The organism is Streptomyces sp. NPDC006544, assembly GCF_040611715.1.
Lineage (GTDB): Bacteria > Actinomycetota > Actinomycetes > Streptomycetales > Streptomycetaceae > Streptomyces.
The window spans coordinates 197,371-219,283 of the sequence record NZ_JBEXOV010000001.1 but is presented as its reverse complement, the minus strand read 5'-3'; the positions used below and the strand labels follow the sequence as shown (position 1 = coordinate 219,283).

At 71.1% G+C, this 21,913-nt stretch carries 21 protein-coding genes; 8 read left to right on the top strand and 13 right to left on the bottom strand.

The annotated features are described in order from the left end of the window. Window positions 1-119: 119 nt before the first annotated feature. The 3 genes from ABZY44_RS00985 to ABZY44_RS00975 form a co-directional block, all read right to left on the bottom strand. Window positions 120-317, bottom strand: coding sequence for a YbdD/YjiX family protein (locus ABZY44_RS00985; protein ID WP_356649420.1), 198 nt, complete (start codon window positions 315-317; stop codon window positions 120-122). Then, complete coding sequence (locus ABZY44_RS00980; protein ID WP_356649419.1) at window positions 314-2,476, bottom strand: carbon starvation CstA family protein; 2,163 nt, start codon at window positions 2,474-2,476, stop codon at window positions 314-316. The genes ABZY44_RS00985 and ABZY44_RS00980 overlap by 4 nt, the downstream gene beginning before the upstream one ends. 229 nt (window positions 2,477-2,705) lie before the next feature. Further along, a complete protein-coding gene (locus tag ABZY44_RS00975; protein ID WP_356649418.1) occupies window positions 2,706-3,470 on the bottom strand; it encodes a GntR family transcriptional regulator in 765 nt (254 codons plus the stop codon). Window positions 3,471-3,765: 295 nt separating this feature from the next. Here ABZY44_RS00975 and ABZY44_RS00970 point away from each other — a divergent pair, with 295 nt between their 5' ends. From ABZY44_RS00970 to ABZY44_RS00955, 4 genes are all read left to right on the top strand, one after another. Next, entirely contained in the window at window positions 3,766-5,052 is a 1,287-nt protein-coding gene (locus tag ABZY44_RS00970) for an extracellular solute-binding protein (protein WP_356649417.1), read from the top strand. 220 nt (window positions 5,053-5,272) lie between these two features. Beyond that, the gene (locus ABZY44_RS00965; protein WP_356649416.1) at window positions 5,273-6,295 is read left to right on the top strand and encodes a sugar ABC transporter permease; all 1,023 of its coding nucleotides are present in this window, start codon (window positions 5,273-5,275) and stop codon (window positions 6,293-6,295) included. 47 nt (window positions 6,296-6,342) lie between these two features. After that, a complete protein-coding gene (locus ABZY44_RS00960) occupies window positions 6,343-7,179 on the top strand; it encodes a carbohydrate ABC transporter permease (RefSeq protein ID WP_356649441.1) in 837 nt (278 codons plus the stop codon). A gap of 6 nt (window positions 7,180-7,185) precedes the next feature. Next, window positions 7,186-8,676, top strand: a complete 1,491-nt coding sequence (locus ABZY44_RS00955; protein ID WP_356649415.1) for a glycoside hydrolase family 3 protein — start codon at window positions 7,186-7,188, stop codon at window positions 8,674-8,676. An 87-nt stretch (window positions 8,677-8,763) separates the two neighbouring features. On the opposite strand, the gene nagB is transcribed toward ABZY44_RS00955, so the two are convergent. Together nagB and ABZY44_RS00945 are read right to left on the bottom strand one after the other, a co-directional pair. Further along, window positions 8,764-9,549 (bottom strand): glucosamine-6-phosphate deaminase, encoded by a 786-nt coding sequence (nagB, locus tag ABZY44_RS00950; RefSeq protein ID WP_356649414.1) that lies wholly within the window; start codon window positions 9,547-9,549, stop codon window positions 8,764-8,766. Between the two features lie 216 nt (window positions 9,550-9,765). Beyond that, window positions 9,766-10,527, bottom strand: a complete 762-nt coding sequence (locus ABZY44_RS00945) for an SDR family oxidoreductase (RefSeq protein ID WP_356649413.1) — start codon at window positions 10,525-10,527, stop codon at window positions 9,766-9,768. Window positions 10,528-10,605: 78 nt separating this feature from the next. Between ABZY44_RS00945 and ABZY44_RS00940 the strand changes: the two genes are divergently transcribed. Together ABZY44_RS00940 and ABZY44_RS00935 are read left to right on the top strand one after the other, a co-directional pair. Next, a complete protein-coding gene (locus ABZY44_RS00940; protein ID WP_356649412.1) occupies window positions 10,606-11,199 on the top strand; it encodes a TetR/AcrR family transcriptional regulator in 594 nt (197 codons plus the stop codon). A 387-nt stretch (window positions 11,200-11,586) separates the two neighbouring features. After that, the gene (locus tag ABZY44_RS00935) at window positions 11,587-13,056 is read left to right on the top strand and encodes a PAS domain-containing sensor histidine kinase (RefSeq protein WP_356649440.1); all 1,470 of its coding nucleotides are present in this window, start codon (window positions 11,587-11,589) and stop codon (window positions 13,054-13,056) included. A 201-nt stretch (window positions 13,057-13,257) separates the two neighbouring features. Here the strand turns inward: ABZY44_RS00935 and ABZY44_RS00930 are convergent, their stop codons facing one another. Beyond that, window positions 13,258-13,515 (bottom strand): WhiB family transcriptional regulator, encoded by a 258-nt coding sequence (locus ABZY44_RS00930; RefSeq protein WP_003953983.1) that lies wholly within the window; start codon window positions 13,513-13,515, stop codon window positions 13,258-13,260. Window positions 13,516-13,847: 332 nt separating this feature from the next. Next, the gene (locus ABZY44_RS00925; RefSeq protein ID WP_356649411.1) at window positions 13,848-14,813 is read right to left on the bottom strand and encodes a diacylglycerol kinase family protein; all 966 of its coding nucleotides are present in this window, start codon (window positions 14,811-14,813) and stop codon (window positions 13,848-13,850) included. Between the two features lie 83 nt (window positions 14,814-14,896). On the opposite strand from ABZY44_RS00925, the gene ABZY44_RS00920 reads away from it, so the two are divergent. Further along, window positions 14,897-15,334: a hypothetical protein gene (locus tag ABZY44_RS00920; protein WP_356649410.1), complete on the top strand. Its 438-nt coding sequence runs from the start codon at window positions 14,897-14,899 to the stop codon at window positions 15,332-15,334. Between the two features lie 96 nt (window positions 15,335-15,430). On the opposite strand, the gene ABZY44_RS00915 is transcribed toward ABZY44_RS00920, so the two are convergent. From ABZY44_RS00915 to ABZY44_RS00905, 3 genes are all read right to left on the bottom strand, one after another. Continuing rightward, entirely contained in the window at window positions 15,431-16,483 is a 1,053-nt protein-coding gene (locus ABZY44_RS00915; protein ID WP_356649409.1) for an RNA polymerase sigma factor SigF, read from the bottom strand. Continuing rightward, on the bottom strand, window positions 16,480-16,893 hold the full coding sequence (locus tag ABZY44_RS00910) for an anti-sigma regulatory factor (protein ID WP_214949331.1): 414 nt from the start codon (window positions 16,891-16,893) through the stop codon (window positions 16,480-16,482). Before ABZY44_RS00910 ends, ABZY44_RS00915 begins: the two co-directional genes overlap by 4 nt. Window positions 16,894-17,119: 226 nt before the next feature. Further along, window positions 17,120-17,380 carry a UBP-type zinc finger domain-containing protein gene (locus ABZY44_RS00905; protein WP_356649408.1) on the bottom strand — a complete coding sequence of 87 codons (261 nt, stop codon included), beginning with the start codon at window positions 17,378-17,380 and terminating at the stop codon, window positions 17,120-17,122. A 64-nt stretch (window positions 17,381-17,444) separates the two neighbouring features. Between ABZY44_RS00905 and ABZY44_RS00900 the strand changes: the two genes are divergently transcribed. Continuing rightward, entirely contained in the window at window positions 17,445-19,022 is a 1,578-nt protein-coding gene (locus ABZY44_RS00900; RefSeq protein ID WP_356649407.1) for a Na+/H+ antiporter, read from the top strand. A gap of 28 nt (window positions 19,023-19,050) precedes the next feature. On the opposite strand, the gene ABZY44_RS00895 is transcribed toward ABZY44_RS00900, so the two are convergent. From ABZY44_RS00895 to ABZY44_RS00885, 3 genes are all read right to left on the bottom strand, one after another. Continuing rightward, window positions 19,051-19,959, bottom strand: a complete 909-nt coding sequence (locus ABZY44_RS00895; protein ID WP_356649406.1) for a pyridoxal-phosphate dependent enzyme — start codon at window positions 19,957-19,959, stop codon at window positions 19,051-19,053. 10 nt (window positions 19,960-19,969) lie between these two features. Beyond that, window positions 19,970-20,560 carry an N-acetylmuramoyl-L-alanine amidase gene (locus ABZY44_RS00890; RefSeq protein WP_356649405.1) on the bottom strand — a complete coding sequence of 197 codons (591 nt, stop codon included), beginning with the start codon at window positions 20,558-20,560 and terminating at the stop codon, window positions 19,970-19,972. A 138-nt stretch (window positions 20,561-20,698) separates the two neighbouring features. Further along, window positions 20,699-21,895, bottom strand: coding sequence for a globin domain-containing protein (locus ABZY44_RS00885; RefSeq protein ID WP_356649404.1), 1,197 nt, complete (start codon window positions 21,893-21,895; stop codon window positions 20,699-20,701). Window positions 21,896-21,913: the final 18 nt, after the last annotated feature.

The following is a 21,913-nucleotide window of genomic DNA, read 5'->3' as shown; positions in this document are numbered from 1 at the left end:
GGGTGTAGGCCGAGGGGTAGGCAAATCCGTCCCTCATTAAGGCTGAGACCTGATGCCGAGCCGATTGTGGTGAAGTGGATGGTGCGGCCCCCTGCGGGCGACGCGTGCGCCCCCAGGGTTCAGCAGCAGCGGAAGCCCTCCCGCGGGTCGGCCTCGCGGGCGTCCATGCGGGCCCGCTCGAAGGCCCGGCGGGTGGGGACCGGAGCGTCCGGGTCGTGCGTACGGGCGTGGGCGACGTGGCGGTCGTACGCCGCCTCGCCCGAGAACTCCCGTACGAAGAACCGGGCGCGGCCCAGTACGCGCCGCAGGCCGCTCACGCGGGTTCCCGCGCGGGCTCCTGCGCGCGGCCCCCGCCCGAGTCGAGGCCGGCCGCGGCGAGCTCGGCCCGCTCCTCGGCGGTCGGGATCAGCCCGGCGGGGGCGATGATCCTGGACTCGGTCCACGGGACCTCGGCCAGGGTGACCGACTCCGGCTTGCGGACGGCCCTGACGCAGGTCCGGGCCGCGTCCAGGAGCACGATGACGATCAGCAGCGCGAAGAACACCGACAGGACCCCGTCCACCGTGGCGTTGGTGACCACGGTGTGCATCTCGCCCATGTCCTTGGCGGGCTTCAGGACCTTGCCGGCGTCGATGCCGTCCTGGTGGAGGTCCCGCTGCGCGAAGAAGCCGATCTTGGGGTTGTCGGAGAAGATCTTCTGGTAGCTGGCGGTGAGCGTCACGGCCACGTCCCAGACCAGCGGAACACCCGTCACCCAGGCCCACTTCAGGCGGCTCGACTTGACCAGCAGCGTGGTGCAGACGGCCAGGGCGACCGCCGCGAGCAGCTGGTTCGCGATGCCGAACAGCGGGAAGAGCTGGTTGATGCCGCCCAGCGGGTCCTTGACGCCGACCCACAGGAAGTAGCCCCAGCCGCCGACGACGGCCGCGCTGGCGATCCAGACGCCGGGCTTCCAGCTGATGTCCTTGAAGGACTTGTGCACGTTGCCGAGGGTGTCCTGGAGCATGAAGCGGCCCACGCGGGTGCCCGCGTCGACGGTGGTGAGGATGAACAGGGCCTCGAACATGATCGCGAAGTGGTACCAGAACGCCTTCATCGAGGCGCCGCCGATCACGGACGAGAAGATCTCCGACATTCCGAGTGCGAAGGTCGGCGCGCCGCCCGTGCGGGAGAGCAGGCTCGACTCCTCCACGTCCTTCGCGGCCTGCGCGAGGGCGTCCGGGGAGATGGCGAAGCCGAAGTTCGTCACCGCCTGCGAGGCGGTCTCGACGGTGGCGCCGACGACACCGGCGGGGGAGTTGACGGCGAAGTACAGGCCCGGATCGATGATGCAGGCCGTGATGATCGCCATGACGGCGACGAAGGACTCGGTCAGCATCGCGCCGTAGCCGATGACCTTGACCTGGGTCTCCTTCTGGATCATCTTCGGGGTGGTGCCCGAGGAGACCAGCGAGTGGAAGCCGGACAGCGCTCCGCAGGCGATGGTGATGAATACGAACGGGAACATCGATCCGGCGAAGACCGGGCCGTCGCCGCGCGAGGCGAAGTCGGTGACGGAGGGCATCTTCAGCACCGGCATCGCGACGACCACGCCCACGGCCAGCAGGCCGATGGTGCCGACCTTCATGAAGGTGGAGAGGTAGTCGCGCGGGGCGAGGAGCATCCACACCGGCAGCACGGACGCCACGAAGCCGTACGCGATCATCCAGAGGACCAGCGTCTCCTTCTCCAGGGTGAAGGTCTCCGCCAGCGAGGACTCCGCGACCCAGCCGCCCGCGACGATGGCGAGCAGCAGCAGCGCGACCCCGACGACGGAGACCTCGGTGACCCGTCCTGGACGCAGGACGCGCAGGTAGAAGCCCATGAAGAGGGCGATCGGGATGGTCATGCCGATGGAGAAGACGCCCCACGGGGAGTGCGCCAGCGCGTTGACGATGACCAGGGCCAGCACGGCCAGCAGGATGATCATGATGACGAACACGGCGACCAGCGCGGCCGCGCCGCCGACCGGGCCGATCTCGTCGCGGGCCATCTGGCCGAGCGAACGGCCGTTGCGCCGGGTGGAGAAGAACAGGGTGACCATGTCCTGGACCGCGCCCGCGAAGATCACGCCCGCGACGATCCAGATCGTCCCGGGCAGATAGCCCATCTGCGAGGCGAGTACGGGGCCCACCAGCGGGCCGGCGCCGGCGACGGCGGCGAAGTGGTGGCCGAAAAGCACCCGTCGGTCGGTCGGGTGGAAGTCGACACCGTTGTCGAGGCGTTCGGCCGGGGTGGCGCGGGTCCTGTCCACCTTCAGTACGCGGGTCGCGATGAAGCGCGCGTAGAAGCGGTAACCGATCGCGTACGAGCCCAGCGCGGCGGCGAGCAGCCAGGCGGCCGAGATCTCCTCACCGCGCGAGAGGGCCAGCACGGCCCAGCCGATGGCGCCGACGAGCCCGACGAGCACCCAGAGGGCCACGGACCGGGGAGACATGCCCCCCGGCGCGCCGGGAGCGCCCGACGGGTCCCCTGATGGAGAAGGCGAGCCCGGCGTGGTGCCCGGGCTCGCCGTGTTCCGTTCCTGTTCCGTTGCTTCCGCTTCGGGTTCCGGCATGATCCCTCGTCCCCTCGTTGATCATCTGCGCGAGCGCAGGGAATCTACGGGGGCCCGCCCGGTGGACGTAAGCCCCCGTCCGTATAGCGGAACGAGAGTCAACTACGAATCAGACGGCGGGGCGCTGGAGTCGGGCGACGAACTTGTAACGATCGCCGCGGTAGACGGAACGCACCCATTCGACGGGCTCCCCGTCGGCGTCCAGCGAATGGCGCGAAAGCATCAGCATCGGCAGGCCGACGTCGGTGCCGAGCAGTCCGGCCTCCCGCGGCGTGGCCAGCGAGGTCTCGATGGTCTCCTCGGCCTCGGCGAGGCGCACGTCGTACACCTCGGCGAGGGCGGTGTAGAGGGAGGTGTACTTGGCCAGCGAGCGGCGCAGCGCGGGAAAGCGCTTGGCCGAGAGGTGGGTGGTCTCGATGGCCATCGGTTCGCCGCTGGCCAGGCGGAGCCGCTCGATGCGCAGCACCCGCCCGCCGGTGGTGATCTTCAGCAGGCCGGCCAGGGTGTCGTCGGCCGTCACGTAGCCGATGTCCAGGAGCTGGGAGGTGGGTTCCAGGCCCTGCGCCCGCATGTCCTCGGTGTACGAGGAGAGTTGGAGCGGCTGGGAGACCTTCGGCTTGGCGACGAAGGTGCCCTTCCCCTGGATCCGCTCGAGGCGCCCCTCGACGACGAGCTCCTGGAGCGCCTGTCGGACCGTGGTCCGGGAGGTGTCGAATTCGGCCGCGAGCGTGCGCTCGGGCGGTACCGGCGTGCCCGGCGGCAGCGTCTCGGTCATGTCGAGCAAGTGCCGCTTGAGTCGGTAGTACTTGGGCACGCGCGCCGTGCGAGTGGCCGCACCGCCGTCCGGCTCCGTGGTCGCCCCTTCGGTGGCCATGGCCGCCCGCCTTCCCGACTCCAGTTTCGCTGCCGTCACCGGCTCCTCCGATATGTGCGGTCACATCGTGACACGGGAGGGAGGACAGGCCTCCTCCCTCCCCCAGGTGTCGGTCCGATAACGGACCGAGCACCCGCTCATTAGACCCTTGACACCCCTAAAGGTCTAGGCCAAGCTCCCGTTACTGGTCTACACCAATATGGATCAGATCCCGGCCCCACGGGCAGCACTTGACGCTTTTGAGTCACCGCGGCGGGCGAGGGAAGTTGCAGGCAGCATCCCTGAGGAGGGTGGCGTGAAGCGCAAGCTCATCGCGGCGGTCAGTGTCGCGGGCATGATGGTCGCAGTCGCGGCGTGTGGCGGCAACGACGGCGACGACAAGGCGAAGACCGACGCGGGTGGCGCCAAGGAGATCACCGTCTGGGTGATGGACGGCTCCGCGCCCAAGACCTGGATCGACGCGGTCAACGCCGAGTTCTCGGCCAAGCACCCCGGTGTCACGGTCAAGGTCGAGGTCCAGCCCTGGAAGGGCATCCAGGAGAAGGTCACCACGGCCCTCTCCGAGAACACCCCGCCGGACGTCCTCGAGCTCGGCAACACCCAGACCGCCGGTTACGCGGTCACCGGTGGCCTCGCCGACCTGACCAAGGACAAGTCCAAGCTCGGCGCGGACGCCTGGCAGAAGAGCATGCTGGCCTCGGCCGAGATCGACGGCAAGCTCTACTCCGCTCCGTGGTACGCGGCCAACCGCGTCGTCGTCTACGACAAGAAGGCCTTCGAGAAGGCGGGCGTCACGGCGCCGAAGACCCGCGACGAGTGGGTCGCCGGTCTGGAGAAGCTGAAGGCGGCCGACCCGGCCTCGCAGCCGATCTACCTGCCCGGCCAGAGCTGGTACGTCCTCGCGGGCTTCGTCTGGGACGAGGGCGGCGACTTCGCCACCAAGGACGGCGACAAGTGGAAGGGCGGTCTCGGTACCCCCCAGGCCGCTTCCGCGATGGAGTTCTACAAGAAGCTCCAGTCCTTCTCGACCGCTCCGAAGGACAAGGACGAGGCCACCCCGCAGCAGTCCACCGACGTCGTTCCCAAGGGCGGCGTCGCCTCCTGGATCGGTCTCGGCTGGGAGGCCGGCGGTGCCGAGAAGGCACTGAAGGACGCGGGCAAGGAAGCCGACTTCGGCTACTTCCCGATCCCGGGCAAGACGGCCGACAAGCCGGGCACCGTCTTCCTCGGCGGCTCGAACCTGGCGATCGCCGAGCGCTCCAAGAACAAGGACCTCGCCAAGGAGTGGCTGGCCCTCGCCGCAGGCAAGGACCAGATGACCAAGTACGCGGCCGAGACCAAGGGTGCGCTGCTCCCGAACCAGGCGGGCGCGAACTTCGCCCCGCCGGCGGGCTCCTTCGCCGAGGCGATGGCCACGGCCGGCGCCAACGGCAAGATCACCCCGGTGACCCCGGGCTGGGCGAACGTCGAGACCGAGCCGAACCCCGTCAAGGAGTTCATGACCAAGGTCCTGAAGGGTGAGGACGCCGCCAAGGCGGGCGCCGACGCGGACAAGGAAATCGCGAGCCGCATCAACAAGTAGCACCCCGGGGCACCGCCGGTACGGCAGTACCGGGAGTACCAGGAGTACCGGCAGTGCCCCGCAGTACCCGAAGTACCCGCAGTGAACGCACCGGGCGGTGCGGCGGGCGCCCCGAGCGCCCGCCGCGCCCCCGGTCGCGCCTTGACAGACGTAAGCGCCGCCCGCTCCGAGCGGGGAAGCGGGTGCGAGTCGCCACAGTCAACCGCGAGGAAGCCAAGACATGACCGTGCACTCCCAGGGAGCGGCGACCTCCGCTCCACAGGACGCACCACAGAAGTCCGCCGGGCCGGCCGCGACACCGCCGCCCGCCGGAGCCAAGGCAGCGTCCGCGTCTCCTCGCGGCGGCAGGAAGTCGCTCCCCTCAGGGTGGTTGCCCTACCTCCTGATCGGGCCCGCCGTGCTCAGCATGGTGACCCTGCTGCTGTACCCGCTGGTCAAGAACATCATCCTGTCGTTCCAGAAGGTCGACAAGATCGAGTTCATCCAGCGGAAGGCGCCGTTCAACGGCGTGGGGAACTACACCCAGCTGCTCGGAGACGCGCAGTTCTGGACCGTGGTGGTCCGCAGCTTCGTCTTCACCGCCGCCAACGTCTTCCTGATCATGGTGGTCGGCAGCCTCGTCGGGCTCCTGCTGAACCGGCTCGGCAAGTGGATGCGCCTGGTCCTGTCGATGGCACTCGTGATGGCCTGGGCCATGCCGATCGTCGCCTCCGTGACCGTCTTCCAGTGGCTGTTCGACGAGCAGTACGGCGTCATGAACTGGCTGATGCGCACGCTCGGCTTCAGCGGCTACGACCAGCACAACTGGTTCGAGTCCGGCCTGTCCACCATGGTGATCATCACGGTGCTGGTGGCCTGGGGCTCCATCCCCTTCGTCGCCCTCAACATGTACGCCGCCCTGACCACCATCAGCGGCGAGATGTACGAGGCCGCCCGCATGGACGGTGCCAACGGCTGGCAGACCTTCTGGCAGGTCGTCTTCCCCAACCTCACGTCGTTCTTCCTGGTCACGACGTTCCTCGAGGTCATCTGGGTCTTCAAGGCCTTCACCCAGGTCTACGCGATGAACAAGGGCGGCCCCGACCGGAGCTCCGAGACGCTGACGATCTACGCGTACGTCGAGGGCCAGAGCCAGTTCCACTACGGCCTGGCCGCGGCGATCTCCGTGCTGACGATCGTGATGCTCGTGATCGTCATGTCCTTCTACTTCCGTCTGATCCTGAAGCAGGAGGAGGAGCAGTGAGCACGACCACCGCCCCGAAGCCCGCGCCGTCCGCGAAGCCCCGGCAGCTGCGCAACCGCCGGCCCGTCCGCCCCGCGGCGGTCGCCAAGAACGTCGGCGCCCTGCTGCTGGCCGTCCTCTTCGTCTTCCCCGTCTACTGGATGTTCTCCTCGGCGCTCAAGCCGTCCGGCGAGATCCTCTCCAAGGACCCCGTCTTCGTCTTCACCCCGACGATGGACAACTTCACCAAGGCCACCGGCGTCGACCTGTTCTGGACCTACGTCACCAACAGCCTCGTCGTCACCGTCGGCGCCGTCGCGCTCGCCCTGGTCGTCGCCCTCGCCGCGAGCTTCGCCATCGCCCGCATGAAGTTCAAGGGCCGCAAGGGCCTCATTCTCGGCGTGATGATGGCCCAGATGGCTCCCTGGGAGGTCATGGTCATCGCGATGTACATGATCGTCCGCGACGCCGAGATGCTGAACAACCTCGCCGTACTGACCGCGATCTACTTCGTGATGGTCCTCCCCTTCACCATCTGGACCCTGCGCGGCTTCATCGCCGCCGTCCCGGTGACCCTGGAGGAGGCCGCCCAGATCGACGGCTGCACCCGCGGCCAGGCCTTCCGCAAGGTGATCTTCCCCCTGCTGGCACCCGGCCTCATGTCCACCTCGCTCTTCGGCTTCATCACGGCCTGGAACGAGTTCGCGATGGTCCTGATCCTGAACAAGGACAAGTCCGCGCAGACCCTGCCGCTCTGGCTGACCCAGTTCCAGACGGCCTTCGGCAACGACTGGGGCGCCACCATGGCGGCGTCCTCGCTCTTCGCGGTGCCGGTCCTGCTCATCTTCGTCTTCCTCCAGCGCAAGGCCGTCGGCGGAATGACCGCCGGCGCCGTGAAGGGATAACGGCCCATGACTGTCCTTGCGCAGCACACGGACACCCTGACCCAGGACGCCCTCGCGGTCCTCCAGCCCGGCTTCGAGGGCACCACCGCCCCCGCCTGGCTGCTCCGCCGGGTGTCGGAAGGCCTCACCTCCGTCGGCCTCTTCGGCCGCAACATCACCTCGCCCGAGCAGCTCGCAGCCCTGACCGCCCAGCTGCGCGCCGAGCGGGACGACGTCCTCGTCGCCATCGACGAGGAGGGCGGCGACGTCACCCGTCTGGAGGTACGGGGCGGCTCGTCCTTCCCCGGCAACCTCGCGCTCGGCGCCGTGGACGACACCGACCTGACCCGCGACGTCGCCCGCGAGCTCGGCCGCCGCCTCGCCGACTGCGGGGTCAACCTCAACTGGGCCCCGTCCGCGGACGTCAACTCCAACCCGGACAACCCGGTCATCGGCGTACGGTCCTTCGGCGCCGACACCCACCTCGTCGCCCGGCACACCGCCGCCTACGTCGAAGGCCTCCAGGCCGCCGGGGTCGCCGCCTGCACCAAGCACTTCCCGGGCCACGGCGACACCAACGTCGACTCGCACCACGCGCTGCCGCGCATCGACGTGGACCTCGACACCCTGGCCGCGCGCGAACTCGTACCGTTCCGGGCCGCCATCGAGGCCGGCACCAAGGCCGTCATGAGCGCGCACATCCTGGTGCCCGCCCTGGACCCGACGCGTCCGGCCACCCTCAGCCCGCAGATCCTGACCGGTCTGCTGCGCAAGGAGCTCGGCTACGAGGGCCTCGTCGTCACCGACGGCATGGAGATGAACGCCATCGCCGGGACGTACGGCATCGAGCGCGGCTCGGTCCTGGCCATCGCGGCCGGCGCCGACGCGATCTGCGTCGGCGGCGGACTCGCCGACGAGCAGACCGTGCTGCGCCTGCGCGACGCGCTGGTCGCGGCCGTACGCGACGGCTCGCTCCCGGGGGAGCGGCTCGCCGAGGCCGCCGCGCGGGTGCGCGCGCTGGCCGAATGGACCCGCCAGGTCCGCCGGGGCGCGCTGTCGGAGGGGGACAGCGCGCCCGGCATCGGCCTGGCCGCGGCCCGCCGCGCGGTGACGGTGACCGGCTCGCCGGCCGCCGCCGCCCCGGTCAACGCGCCGTACGTCGCCACGCTCGCGCCCGTCGCGAACGTGGCGGTCGGGGACGAGACCCCGTGGGGAGTGGCCGGGGAACTGGCCGCGCTGATCCCGGGCACGGAGGCGGGCGTGTACCCGCGGGGTTCGGTGGCCGCCGACATCCTGGCGGCCGCGGGGAACCGCACTGTCGTCGCGGTGGTCCGCGACGCGCACCGGCACCCGTGGATGACCGAGGCCCTGAACGCGCTCGTCGCGGCGCGGCCGCAGACGATCGTCGTCGAGATGGGCCTGCCGCGGGCCGAGCCGCGCGGCGCGCTGCACATCGCGACGCACGGGGCGGCCCGGGTCTGCGGCAAGGCCGCCGCCGAGGTGATCGCCGGGGTCTAGTGCCGGACGCATCGAACGCCGGCGGGGCTGGATCCTCCAGCCCCGCCGGCGTTCGATGCGCGTGCCTTCGGCACGTGGCGCTCCTGCTTACAGGCCCTGCCAGGCGGGCTTGTCGGCGAACGCGTGGCGGAAGTAGTCCGCGAGCTTCAGCTTGGACGCCGCGGCCTCGTCGACGACGACCGTGGCGTGGCGGTGCAGCTGAAGCGCGGAGGCCGGGACGAAGGCGGACAACGGGCCCTCGACGGTCTGCGCGACGGCCTCGGCCTTGCCCTCGCCGGTGGCCAGCAGGACCAGGTGGCGGGCGTCGAGGATGGTGCCGATGCCCTGGGTGATGACGTGGTGGGGCACCTGGTCTATGTCGTCGTCGAAGAAGCGCGCGTTGTCCACGCGGGTCTGCTCCGTCAGCGTCTTGATGCGGGTGCGGGAGGCGAGCGAGGAGCAGGGCTCGTTGAAACCGATGTGCCCGTCCGTGCCGATGCCGAGCAGCTGCAGGTCGACGCCGCCGGCGGCGGCGAGGGCCCGGTCGTACGCGTCGCACGCCCCGACGATGTCGGCGGCGGAGCCGTCGGGGCCGATGAAGGAGGCCTCGGACAGGCCGAGCGGCTCGACGACCTCGCGCAGGACGACGGCGCGGTAGGACTCGGGGTGTCCGGCGGGCAGGCCGACGTACTCGTCGAGCTGGCAGATGCGGGCCTTCGAGGCGTCGACCTTGCCCGCCTTGACCTGGGCGGCGAGGGCCTCGTAGATGGGCAGCGGGGTGGAGCCAGTCGCTACGCCGAGCAGGGCGTCGGGCTTGCGGCGGACCAGGGCGGCCATGGCCTCCGCGATGAGCTCGCCGCCTGCCTTGGCGTCCGGGACGATGACAACTTCCACGCGTGGCCTGCCGATCTGGAGTGGGACGATTGTGGTATAGACCAATTCTAGCAGAGGAGGGGCCTCCGCGGCCTGTCTTCGCACACTCCATCGTGGTCCCCGTTCCCGCCCCCGGCCTCCCGGGAGCGGGGCCGCACTGGCCCCGTTACCGGGAGGCGCGCCCCCGCCCGTCCCCGCCCGCCCCGCTCCCGTCCGGACCCCGTCCCGGATCGCCGGCTACAGCAGGGAGAGCTGCAGGCCGCCCGTCGCGGCGAGGTGCTGCCCCGTGATCCAGCGGGAGTCCGGGGAGGCGAGGAAGGCGACCACGTCGGCGATCTCCTCCGTGGTGCCCAGGCGGTCGAAGACCGAGCGTGAGGCGGCGTGCGCACGGGCCGCCGGGTCGGCCAGCCAGCCCGCGTTCAGATCGGTCTCCACGATCCCCGGGCCCACCGAGTTCACGGTGATGCCCCGGGGTGCGAGCTCGGCGGCCAGCGAGACCGTCAGCGCGTTCACCGCGCCCTTCGCCGTGATCGTGGCCAGGATCGCCGGCAGGGCGAGCTCGGGGGTGCCGGTCACGTTCACGATCCGGCCGCCGTCCCGCAGCCTCGACAGGCCGTGCTTGATCACGAAGAAGGGTGCCTTCGCGTTGAGCGCGTGGACCCGGTCGTACGTCTCCTCGTCGGTCGAGGCGATGTCCGCGAAGGCGGCCCCGCCCGCGTTGTTCACCAGGACGTCGACCTCCAGCGTGGCCAGCGGATGGGCCGCGTAGGCCGCCCAGAGCGCCTGCGCGTCGCCCGGGACCCCCAGCTCGGCCCGTATGGCGAACGCCCGCCCCCCGGCGGCCTCGACGGCATCAACCGTCTCGGCGGCCGCCGCCCCGTTCCGGCCGTAGGCCACCGCGACCAGGGCCCCGTCCCGGGCCAGCCGTTCGGCGATGGCCCGGCCGATGCCCCGGCTGCCGCCCGTGACCAGTGCCGTCTTCCCCTCGAGCACGCCCATGGCGCGCCCCCTTTCCCTAGTGGTCGCTACAGAAAGGGACGTTACCAGATTCCGTAGCGGCCGCTATAGAATGTGGGCATGGTGACCGGACAGCGCGGCAGGCCCCGCTCCTTCGATCGTGCGGCGGCCCTGGACAAGGCGATGTTCGCCTTCTGGGAGAACGGCTACGAGGCGACGTCGATCTCCGACCTGACCGCCTCGCTCGGGATCGGCGCGCCGAGCCTCTACGCAGCCTTCGGTGACAAGCGCACGCTCTTCGACGAGGTCGTGGGGGTCTACGGCGGCCGCTACGCGCAGTTCGCGGCCGTGGCGCTCGCCGAGGAGCCCACCGCCCGCGAAGCCGTGGGGCGCGTCCTGCGGGAGGCCGCCGAGATCTACACCGACCCGGCCCACCCGCTGGGCTGCATGGTGCTCAGCGCGGCCGTCAGCGCCACCGCGCCGGAGGTGGCGCAGGCGCTGCGCGCGCGGCGCGAGGAGGGCCAGGCGATGTTCGAGCGACGCATCCGGGCCGATGTGGCCGCCGGCGTCCTGCCGGCGGACACGGACGTACGGGCGCTGGCCGGCTTTGCCGGGGCCGTGCTCCAGGGGATGTCCCAGCAGGCGCGGGACGGGGCGGGCCGGGGGGAGCTGGAGGCGGTGGCGGCCGTCGCGCTGCGCGCCTGGCCTCGTTAGCGGCGGGCTTCGTCAGCGGCGGCTTCGTCAGCGGCGGGGCGCTGTCCTCTGGCCTACGGTGCCGGCTGGGACCCTCAGCCCGACCGGCACCGTAGTCCGGAGTACTTACGGCCGGCGGGTGTGCGGTGCCCGACGGCCGGTGGGAGGTGCCGGTGCGGTCAGGGCAGAGCGCGCGGCTTACCTCGATCCGTCCTCCTGTGCGGGGAGGGCGGAAGCTTTGGTGCAATTGTGGACTAGACCAATCTGTTCTGTCCATCCAATGACGGGGCCCAAGATCCCGTCACTTCCTCCAAGCGTACGCGGAAGGGGGGTCTCCTGGATACTCCGGAGGATCGCGCTGCGGAAAGTCATGGCCCATACCCGGGGTACGCTCGCCACGTGCCCTCCATGAACGACCTCGTACGTCAGCACACCGCTCTCGGTGAAACCGACCTGGAGTGGCTCCACCTGCTGGTCTCGGAGTGGCAGCTGCTCTCCGACCTCTCGTTCGCCGACCTCGTCCTGTGGGTGCCCACCCTGGACGGCAGCCGGTACGTCTCGGTCGCGCAGATGCGCCCGAACACCGGCCCCACCTCCTACCAGGACGACATGGTCGGCCACCTGGTCCCGCGCGGCCGCCGTCCGCTGCTCGACGCCGCGCTCGACGAGGGCCGGATCGTGCGCGAGGGGGACCCGGAGTGGCGCGAGGAGGTGCCGGTCCGCGTCGAGTCGATCCCCGTCCGCCGCGAGGGCCGGGTGCTGGGCGTCATCGCCCGCAACACCAACCTGCTCACTGTGCGTACACCCAGCCGGCTGGAGCTCACCTACCTCCAGTCCGCTTCCGACCTGGCCCAGATGATCGCGGCGGGCTCCTTCCCGTTCCCCGGCCAGCAGGTGGACATGGACGCCTCCCCGCGCGTGGGGGACGGCCTCATCCGGCTCGACGCCGAAGGGGTGGTGACGTACGCGTCCCCGAACGCGCTCTCCGCCTACCACCGGCTCGGCCTCGCCTCCGACCTGGTCGGCCACCACCTGGGCAACATCACCTCCGAACTCGCGCCGTCCCGCGGCCCGGTGGACGAGGCGCTGGTCAAACTCGCCAGCGGCTGGGCCCCGCGCGAGACCGAGGCCGAGGGCGACACCGGGGTCATCCAGCTGCGCGCCATCCCGCTCAAGCCGAAGGGGATCCGGATCGGCTCCCTCGTGCTGTGCCGCGACGTCACCGAACTGCGCCGTCGCGAACGTGAATTGATTACCAAGGACGCGACCATCCGGGAGATCCACCACCGGGTGAAGAACAACCTCCAGACGGTGGCCGCGCTCTTGCGGCTCCAGGCCCGTCGGATGGATTCCCCGCAGGGGCGCGAGGCGCTGAACGAGGCGGTCCGCCGCGTCGGTTCGATCGCGATCGTGCACGAGACGCTGTCCCAGAACCTCGACGAGCGCGTCGAGTTCGACGAGATCGCCGACCGCGTCATCGCGATGGTCGCCGAGATCTCCCCGGGCAAGGTCGCCTGCCGGCGCACCGGCCGCTTCGGAATCCTGGACGCGGAGGTCGCCACTCCGCTGTCGATGGTGCTGACGGAGATCCTGCAGAACGCCCTGGAACACGCCTTCACCCAGGGGGAGGGCGGCACCGTGGAGGTGTCCGCCACCCGCACGGGCGTCGGCCGCAGCGATGCCCGGCTGCTGATCTCGGTGGTCGACGACGGCTGCGGTCTGCCCGAGGGATTCGACCCCAAGCGGGCCGGCAACCTCGGGCTGCAGATCGTACGGACCCTCGTGGAGGGCGAGCTCGGCGGCGGGTTCGACATGGTCGCGGCCGAGCCGCGCGGCACCAAGGTCGTCCTCGACATCCCGGTGATGTCACAGAAGTAGCGGGACCGGGCGGGGAGGCGGGGCGACCGTCGAGGTCACTCACCGTGACGTACTGGGTTCAGCAGGCCCGCGCCCGGAGCCCATGTGCCCCGGACAGCACTGAGCCCCGGACCGAATGGTTTTCGGTCCGGGGCTCAAGAGCACGTTGCTGAGCGCTGATATGGGTACTACGCGCTGCGGCTCGAGGCTCGAAAGTCGATATCAGGCGCTGGCGTTGCGCGCCCGGTTGCGAGCGGCGCGGCGCTTCATCGCGCGGCGCTCGTCCTCGCTGAGACCGCCCCAGACGCCGGAGTCCTGGCCGGACTCGAGCGCCCACTGCAGGCACTGCTCCATGACGGGGCAACGGCGGCAGACGGCCTTGGCTTCCTCGATCTGCAGCAGCGCAGGACCGGTGTTGCCGATGGGGAAGAAGAGTTCCGGGTCTTCCTCGCGGCAAACGGCGTTGTGACGCCAGTCCATGGCTGCTCCATCTCCTTGTATTGCGGGCAAGTTGCTTGTGAATGTGAACGCTTTCACGAATCCCTTCGCGACGGAAGGGAGACCGCCCAGTTTGGTCAAAAGCTCGCCCTGGGTGGTGGGGGATTCGTGGAGGGGTTCTGGCGATCTGTGTGGGTGCCGGGTTCTGCGGGCTGTCCCGATCGCCATGTAGAGATTCGCAAACCTCGGACGGGGATACAACCCCTTCCGGAAAGTTTTTTTTGATTCGTCGGTGTCTACTAGGTCACAGCCCTACTTCGTGGGGGTGGACCGGCGTGTAAACGTTCGAGTGAAAGGGTTTTTGGCCCTTCTACTCACACAATCACACGCAGTGCACGGCGTACGCCTGTGAACCGAACGCTGGTACGCAGACCGAGGTGGTCTCCGTCCATCTGGAAGGGAAGCGGGACCTTCGAATGCAAGGTGAAGTCGGTCAGATCGTGCAGAGACACCGCATGCTTGCCGTGAGGGCCGCGTTCAGGAGTCGAGGTCAGGAGCTGTGTCGCGTAGCGAGCGACCGCCGGAGTTGACAAACGGTCCAGGGCCAATACGTCAAGTGCAGTATCGAACGACGCCTCGGGCGAGGCGTAAAGGGGGCGGTTGCCTAGATACGTCCAGGGTGAGGTGTTGCACACTATCGACAACACCAGGTCCGTCACGGGATCCGCGCCGGGGCGCTCCAGCGTGACCGTGCCGTGCCGCCGGTTTGGTTCGTCCCAGAACTGGCGCATCAGCTGCCGTACATAGAGGGCGTGCGTCGAACGCTTGCCCCGTTCGCGCTGCTGTTCGACCCGGCCCACGACGCCCGCGTCGAAGCCGAAGCCCGCGCAGAAGGTGAACCAGCGGGCCGGAACCGATTCGTCTTCGGTGCCCGGCGTACCCGCCGCCAGCCCCAGGCCGACCGTCCGCTCGCGCCGCTCGCGCAGCGCGTCCAGCAGGGCGCCGGTCGCCTCCACCGCGTCGTTGGGCAGGCCGAGCGCGCGGGCGAACACGTTGGTGGAGCCGCCGGGAACCACGGCGAGGCCCGGCAGCCGGTCCGGGTCGGGTCCTTCGTGCAGCAGGCCGTTGACCACTTCGTTGACGGTGCCGTCACCGCCGAGCGCCACCACCAGGTCGACCCCGGTCTCGGCCGCCCTGCGTCCCAGGTCCCGGGCGTGGCCGCGGTACTCGGTGGTGACCGCCTCCAGCTTCATCTCGCTGGCCAGGGCGTGGGTCAGGACGTCACGCGTGCGCGCGCTGGTGGTCGTCGCTGCTGGGTTGGCCACGAGGAGTGCACGCATATGCGCAGCCTACCGACCCGTTCGAGAACGATCGTACTGGCCGTCCCCTCCGGGGCGGCGAGGCCCCCGGATACCCTGCTGGGGTGAGTACGAAGCCCACCCCCACCGCACCCGCCGGCCCCGCCGCGCCCCTCCGCAGGCTGACCGCGGCCGCCGCCCTGACCGCCCTGGAAGGTCTGACCCTGGCCGGCCTCGGGGTCTACATGCTGTACGTGGGCGTCGCCGGCGACGCGGACTCCCCGCAGCAGGCGGAGACGGGCGGGGTCACCCTGCTGGTCCTCTCCGCGCTGCCCCTGATCGCGGCGCGCGGGCTGCGCCTGGGCCGCCGCTGGAGCCGCGGCCCGGCGCTGATCACTCAGCTGATGGCCATGCCGGTGGCCTGGACCCTGTGGACCACGGGCGGTGGGATGACCGCCGCCGCCGCGGCCCTGGCCCTGTCCGCGGTGGCCGTCGTGGGACTCCTGGTGAATCCGACGGCGACCGCGGCGCTCGGCGCCGGGCCCGGCGAACAGGCCCCGTAGGCCCCGTAGCCCCGCCCGTGAGCGGGGCCCGTACGCGAGTCCGTGCGCGGCCGCCCGTACGAGGGGCCGTGCGTCAGGCCCTGTCTTCCGCGGCCCTCACTCCTCGACCAGGAGCTTCTCCCGGAGCTGGGCCAGGGTGCGGGCCAGCAGCCGGGAGACGTGCATCTGGGAGATGCCGACCTCCAGCGCGATCTGCGACTGGGTCATGTTGCCGAAGAACCTCAGCAGCAGGATCCGCTTCTCGCGCGGCGGGAGCCCCTCCAGCAGCGGTTTGAGGGACTCGCGGTACTCGACGCCTTCCAGCGCCTCGTCCTCCGAGCCCAGCGTGTCCGCCACCGCCGGCGACTCGTCGTCCGTGTCCGGGACGTCGAGCGAGAGCGTGCTGTAGGCGTTGGCCGATTCGAGGCCCTCCAGCACCTCCTCCTCGGAGATCCCCAGCCGTTCGGCCAGCTCGTGCACGGTGGGCGAGCGGCCGTGCTGCTGGGACAGCTCCGCCGTCGCCGTCGTCAGCGAGAGCCGCAGCTCCTGCAGTCGCCGCGGGACGCGGACCGCCCAGCCCTTGTCGCGGAAGTGGCGCTTGATCTCGCCGACCACCGTGGGCGTGGCGTAGGTGGAGAACTCGACCCCGCGGTCCGGGTCGAACCGGTCCACCGACTTGATCAGCCCGATGGTGGCGACCTGCGTGAGGTCGTCCAGGGGCTCGCCGCGGTTGCGGAAGCGCCGTGCCAGGTGCTCGACCAGCGGCAGGTGCATCCGTACGAGGCGGTTGCGCAGCTCGGCCTTCTCCGGCGAGCCGTCGGGCAGTGCCCGCAGCTCGATGAACAGGGCCCGCGCGCCGCTGCGGTCGCGCGGGTCCGGCAGGGGCGCCGGACTGACGAACACCGGGGCCGGTGGGCCTCCGGCCGTGCCTTCGGCCGGGGCCGAGGGGGCCGTGGCAGCGGCTCCCGGTGGCTGGCCCGGCAGTGTCTGGTCGTGCTGGTTGTCGCTCATAGGGCCCGCCCGTCGCTCCGCCGAGTCCGAAAAGCCGTCTTCCGCATCCGTGTCGGCCGGGTGCGGCCGGGCGTGCTGCTGCTCCGGAATGCCGCCGTCGACCTCGTGACCTACCCGGGGCCGATCCCCGCCCCGCACCGGGACCTCCCCGCCGCTCACGCCGGGCCTGGTCCTGCGCCGCGCTGTTTGTAGAGGCTGATGCTCACCGTCTTGTTCTCCTCGACCGTGGCCTCGACCTTGCCGGCCAGGGCCGAGAGGACCGTCCACGCGAACGTGTCGCGCTCCGGCGCGCGTCCGTCCGTGGTCGGCGCGGAAACGGTCACCTCCAGCGAATCGTCCACCAAACGGAAGACGCAGCTGAGGACGGAGCCGGGCACGGCCTGCTGGAGCAGGATCGCGCAGGCCTCGTCCACCGCGATGCGGAGGTCCTCGATCTCGTCGAGAGTGAAGTCCAAACGTGCCGCGAGGCCGGCCGTGGCCGTCCGCAGCACCGACAGGTAGGCACCCGCAGCGGGCAGCCGGACTTCCACGAAGTCCTGGGTCCCGGGCTCGCCTGCGATCTGGGACACCCTCACCTCCAAGGTGGTACGAGCTGTGTTCGCCGGTGACGCTATCGCGATCCGGGCGATCGTGTCGCGGTCCCCCCGCTGGAGAGCGCGAGGCCCCGTCGAACATAGCTGGCCGTGCGGCCGTACCTGCGACCAGTGACTGATGGTAAGCCCATGGGTACGCACAGTGGCTAGGGGTCTGCGGGCCCAAATCAGGGGAACCGGCGGAGGGTTGACCTACCCCGCCTCAGACGATCGAACCGTCGACAAAACACCACCGCCAGGTCTCGCCCGCTTCGAAGCTCCGCATCACCGGGTGGCCGGTCGTGTGGTGGTGCGCCGTGGCGTGCCGGTGGGGCGAGGAGTCGCAGCAGGCGACGTAGCCGCACTCCAGGCACATCCGCAGCTGCACGGGATGGCTGCCTAGCTCACGACATTCGGGACATGTCAGGTCGAGAGGGGCGGGCTCGGGGCGCGGCAGTTCGGGAACGTGGGTGCACTCGCTCATGATGGCCAGCGTACTGAGGTGCGGGCGCCCGAGGACGACACGAGCCGAGCGAGGATGATCTTCGATGGAGGTATTGCCCCTGGTGGCACTGGTCGCGGGCTGTGCGATCGTCGCCGGTCTGGCCCGGCGCACCCGGGTGCCCGCGCCCCTGCTGCTGGTCGCCGCCGGGCTGGCCGCCGCGTACGTCCCGGGCGTGCCGCCGTACGGGCTGGACCCGCACATCGTGCTGCCGCTGCTGCTCCCGCCGCTGCTGTACACGGCCGCCATGGACAGCTCGTACCTGGACCTGCGCGCGAACATGCGGCCCGTGGCGCTGCTCTCGGTGGGGTACGTGCTCTTCGCGACGCTGGCCGTCGGGTACGCGGCGTACCTGGTGGTACCGGGGCTCTCGCTGCCGGTGGCGCTGGTGCTGGGCGCGGTCGTCGCGCCGCCCGACGCGGTCGCCGCGACGGCCATCGCCCGCAAACTGGGGCTGCCGAACCGGATCACGACCATCCTGCAGGGCGAGTCCCTGGTCAACGACGCCACCGCGATCACGGCCTACAACGTGGCGATCGCGGCGGCGCTCGGGACGAGCGCCGGCTGGGCGGGCGGGATCGCGGAGTTCCTCCTGGCGTCGGTGGGCGGGGTCGGCGTGGGCCTGCTGCTGATGGTCCCCATCCACCTGCTGAGGAAGACGCTGCGCGAACCCCTGCTCCAGAACACGCTGTCGCTGCTGATCCCGTTCGTGGCCTACGCGGCCGCCGAACGGGTGCACGCCTCGGGCGTCCTGGCGGTGGTGGTGGTCGCCCTGTACCTCGGGCACCGGAACTGGCAGGTGGACTTCGCGACCCGGCTCCAGGAGGAGGCGGTCTGGAAGATGGTCGCCTTCATCCTGGAATCCGTGGTCTTCGCGCTCATCGGGCTCCAGCTGCCGGTGGTCCTCAAGGGGCTCGGCCAGTACGAGGGCGCGGCCGCGGCGGGCTACGCGGTCGCCGTCTTCGCGGTCGTGGTGGTGGCCCGTTTCGCGTGGGTCTTCCCCGCGACGTTCCTGCCGCGGCTCTCGCGGCGGATCCGGGCGCGGGAGCCCGGGACGAACTGGAAGGCCCCGACCGTCGTCGGCTGGGCCGGCATGCGGGGCGTGGTCTCGCTGGCCATCGCCTTCTCCGTGCCGGTCACCGTCCCGCACCGGAACCTGATCCTGTTCCTGACGTTCACGACGGTCATCGGCACGCTGGTGGTCCAGGGCCTCACGCTGCCGCCGCTGATCCGGCTGCTGCGGCTGCCCGCGAAGGACCTGCACGCCGAGACCCTGGCGGAGGCCCAGGCGCAGAGCGAGGCCTCGCGGGCGGCGGACGAGCGGCTGACGGAGCTGCTGGCCTCCCCGGAGAACGCCCTGCCGCCGCCGCTCGCCGACCGGCTGCGGACCGTACTGGAGCGCAGGCGCAACGCGGTGTGGGAGCGGCTGGGGGAGGTCAACGCCGTGACGGGGGAGTCGGCCGACGACGTGTACCGCCGCCTGGCGGGGGAGATGATCGCCTCGGAGCGGGAGGTGTTCGTCTCGCTGCGCGACGCGCGCCGCATCGACGACGAGATGCTCCGCGTCCTGCTGCGCCGCCTCGACCTGGAGGAGGCGGCGGCCTACCGGGAGGAGTCGGCGTAGTCCGAGGCGCCGCGGGCGCGGCGCGCGGTCACGGCCGGCCGGTGACCACCGCCGCCACGGTGGAGCCCGGGGGAAACGCGCCGGCGCGGGTCAGCGCGAGCAGTGCCCAGAGGAGCTTCGCCACGTAGATCCGCTCCACCGGGAGGCCGTGGCGGGACTCGAAGTCCGCCGCGAAGGCCTCCAGCGCGTCGGGGACGCGGGCGTAGCCGCCGTGGGCGAATCCCTCGGCCAGTGACCAGTCGCCGGCCGGGCCGCCGAAGGCCGCCGCCTGGAGGGAACGTATCTCCGCCTCCAGGAAGCCGCCCCCGACCACCGGTACGCCCACCGCCCGCTGCCCGTCGCCGAGCCCGGCCGCGAGCCCGGCCAGCGTGCCTCCGGTGCCGCAGGCCACCGCGGCCACGTCGCAGACGCCGCGCAGCTCGCGCCCGAGCCCGGCGCAGCCGTGCAGGGCGAGGGCGTTGCTGCCGCCCTCCGGGACCACGTACGCGCCGCCCGCCCCCGCCGCCCCCAGGAGCCGGGACAGGGCCGCCGGATCGGCCTTGAGGCGGTACTGCGCGCGGGAGACGAAGTGCAGGCGCATGCCGTCCGCGGCGCACCGGGCCAGCGACTCGTTCAGCGGGCGCCCGGCGAGCTCGTCGCCCCGTACGATCCCGACGGTCTCCAGCCCCAGCAGGCGGCCGGCCGCGGCCGTGGCGCGCAGGTGGTTCGAGTAGGCCCCGCCGAAGGTCGCCAGCGCCGGGTAACCGCCCGCGACGGCCGCGCGCAGGTTCGGCGCGAGCTTGCGCCACTTGTTGCCCGGCAGCTCCGGATGGACCAGGTCGTCCCGCTTCAGCAGCAGCGTCACGCCGTGCTCGGCGAAGCGCTCGTCCGCCGCCTCGGCCAGCGGGGACGGCGGTCGGGGGAGCAGTGCCTCGGACGCTTCGGGAGCCTGGTTCACCAGGCCATTGTCACTTCAGGCGCTCCTCCACGCGGGCGCGCATCGAGTCCATCGTGAATCCCTTCGGGTCGATCTTGCCCGGCTGCCATTCCAGATGGCCGATCACCGAGCGGGCGGTCCATCCGTGCACCCGGCACAGGGCGGCCGCCGCGCGGGCGATCGCGTCGAGCTGGACCGCCGGCCAGGGGTCCTCCCCGCTGCCGAGGTTCTCGCACTCGAAGCCGTAGAAGTGCCGGTTGCCGTCGGTGTCCGCGTGCTGGTCCGGGGGGAGCCGCTTCTCCGCGATCACCGCGGCCAGGACCGCGGAGTCGCCCGCGCCCGCGTGGTTGGCGCGGCCGTAGCCGACGAGGTGGACCCGGCCGTCCTTGGTGATCACGCCGTGGCAGAGCGGGCCGGGGAGCGCCGCGTCGCCGTCGCGGCAGAGCTGGACGGTGTACGCGGTCCCGTGCGTGACGGTGTGATGGACCATCACCCCGTTGACCGGACCCCACGGCCCCTTGTGGTTGCGGTTGTGGGTGCGCCAGGCGCCGACCTCGACGACGGTGAGGCCCTCGGCCCGCAGGGCGCCGATGAACCGGGCTGCGGACATGGGTGCGGACATGGCCGACTCCTTGACTCTTCGTGAGCGATCTGTCACTCACCGGTGTAGTGGAGTCGGCCATTCCGTCGCAAGGGCGCAGAGGGCGCGGGGAAGGGGCGGGGGAGGGGTGAGAAGGGGTCCCGCGGTGGGCCCGCGGCATCAGGCGGAGGCGAGCCACAGATCGGGGCCGAACACCTCGTAGTGGATGTCGGCGGGCGCCACGCCCCGGGCGATCAGCTGCTCGCGCGCCGCCCGCATGAAGGGGAGCGGTCCGCACAGGTAGGCCGTGGTGCCGGACGCCACCGGGATGCCGGTGAGGTCGAGGCGGCCCTCGCGGTCGCCGGGCTCGGCCGCCGTCTCGTACCAGAAGTGCGCCCGGGCGTCGGGGAGCTTGTGGGTCAGTGCGCGGTGGTCGGCGCGCAGGGCGTGGTCGGCGGGGGAGCGGTCGGCGTGCAGCACGGTCACGGGCGCCGGGTACGAGGTCTCGGCGAGGTGCCGGAGCATCGCGAGCATGGGCGTGCAGCCGATTCCTGCGGAGGCGAGGACCACCGGCGCGGCGGAGTCCTGGAGCACGAGGTCGCCGTAGGGGGCCGAGACGCGCAGGGTGTCCCCGGTGCGGACCTGCGTGTGGAGGTGGTGGGAGACCTCGCCGTCGGGGCCGCCGGCGGCCGGGCCGTGGACGCGCTTGACGGTGATCGAGCGGACCGGGGAACCGGGGGCGCCGCAGAGGCTGTACTGGCGTATCTGCCGTGCTCCGTCGGCCAGTTCGACCTGGACGGAGACGTACTGGCCGGGCTTGGGGCCGGGGGCGGGGGCCCCGTCGGCGGGGGTGAGGTGGAAGGTGGCGCAGTCGGCGGTCTCCTCAACGCGGGCGGCGACGGTCCACTCGCGCCACACGTCCCCCGCGACGACCTGCTGCTCGGCGTAGAGGCGCTCCTCGAGGGCGATCAGGGCGTTCGCCATCAGCCAGTACACCTCGTCCCACGCCTCGGCGACCTCCGGGGTGACGGCGTCGCCGAGGATCTCGGCGATGGCCGCGAAGAGGTGCTCGTGGACGACGGGGTACTGCGCGCGGGTGACGCCGAGGGAGGCGTGCTTGTGGGCGATGCGGCCGAGCATCACGTCGGGGCGGGTGTCGGGGTGGGCGACGAGGTGGGTGGCGAAGGCGGCGATCGAGCCGGCGAGGGCCTGCTTCTGGAGTCCGGCGTTCTGGTTGCCGCGGTTGAACAGGTCGCGGAGCAGCCCCGGGTGGGCCGCGAAGAGCTTTTCGTAGAAGAGCTCCGCGATGTCGCCGATGGCCGCGCCGACGGCGGGCAGGGTGGCTCGTACGGTCGCGGTCGACTTCTCGGACAGCATGCGGACTCCTCGTGAAGC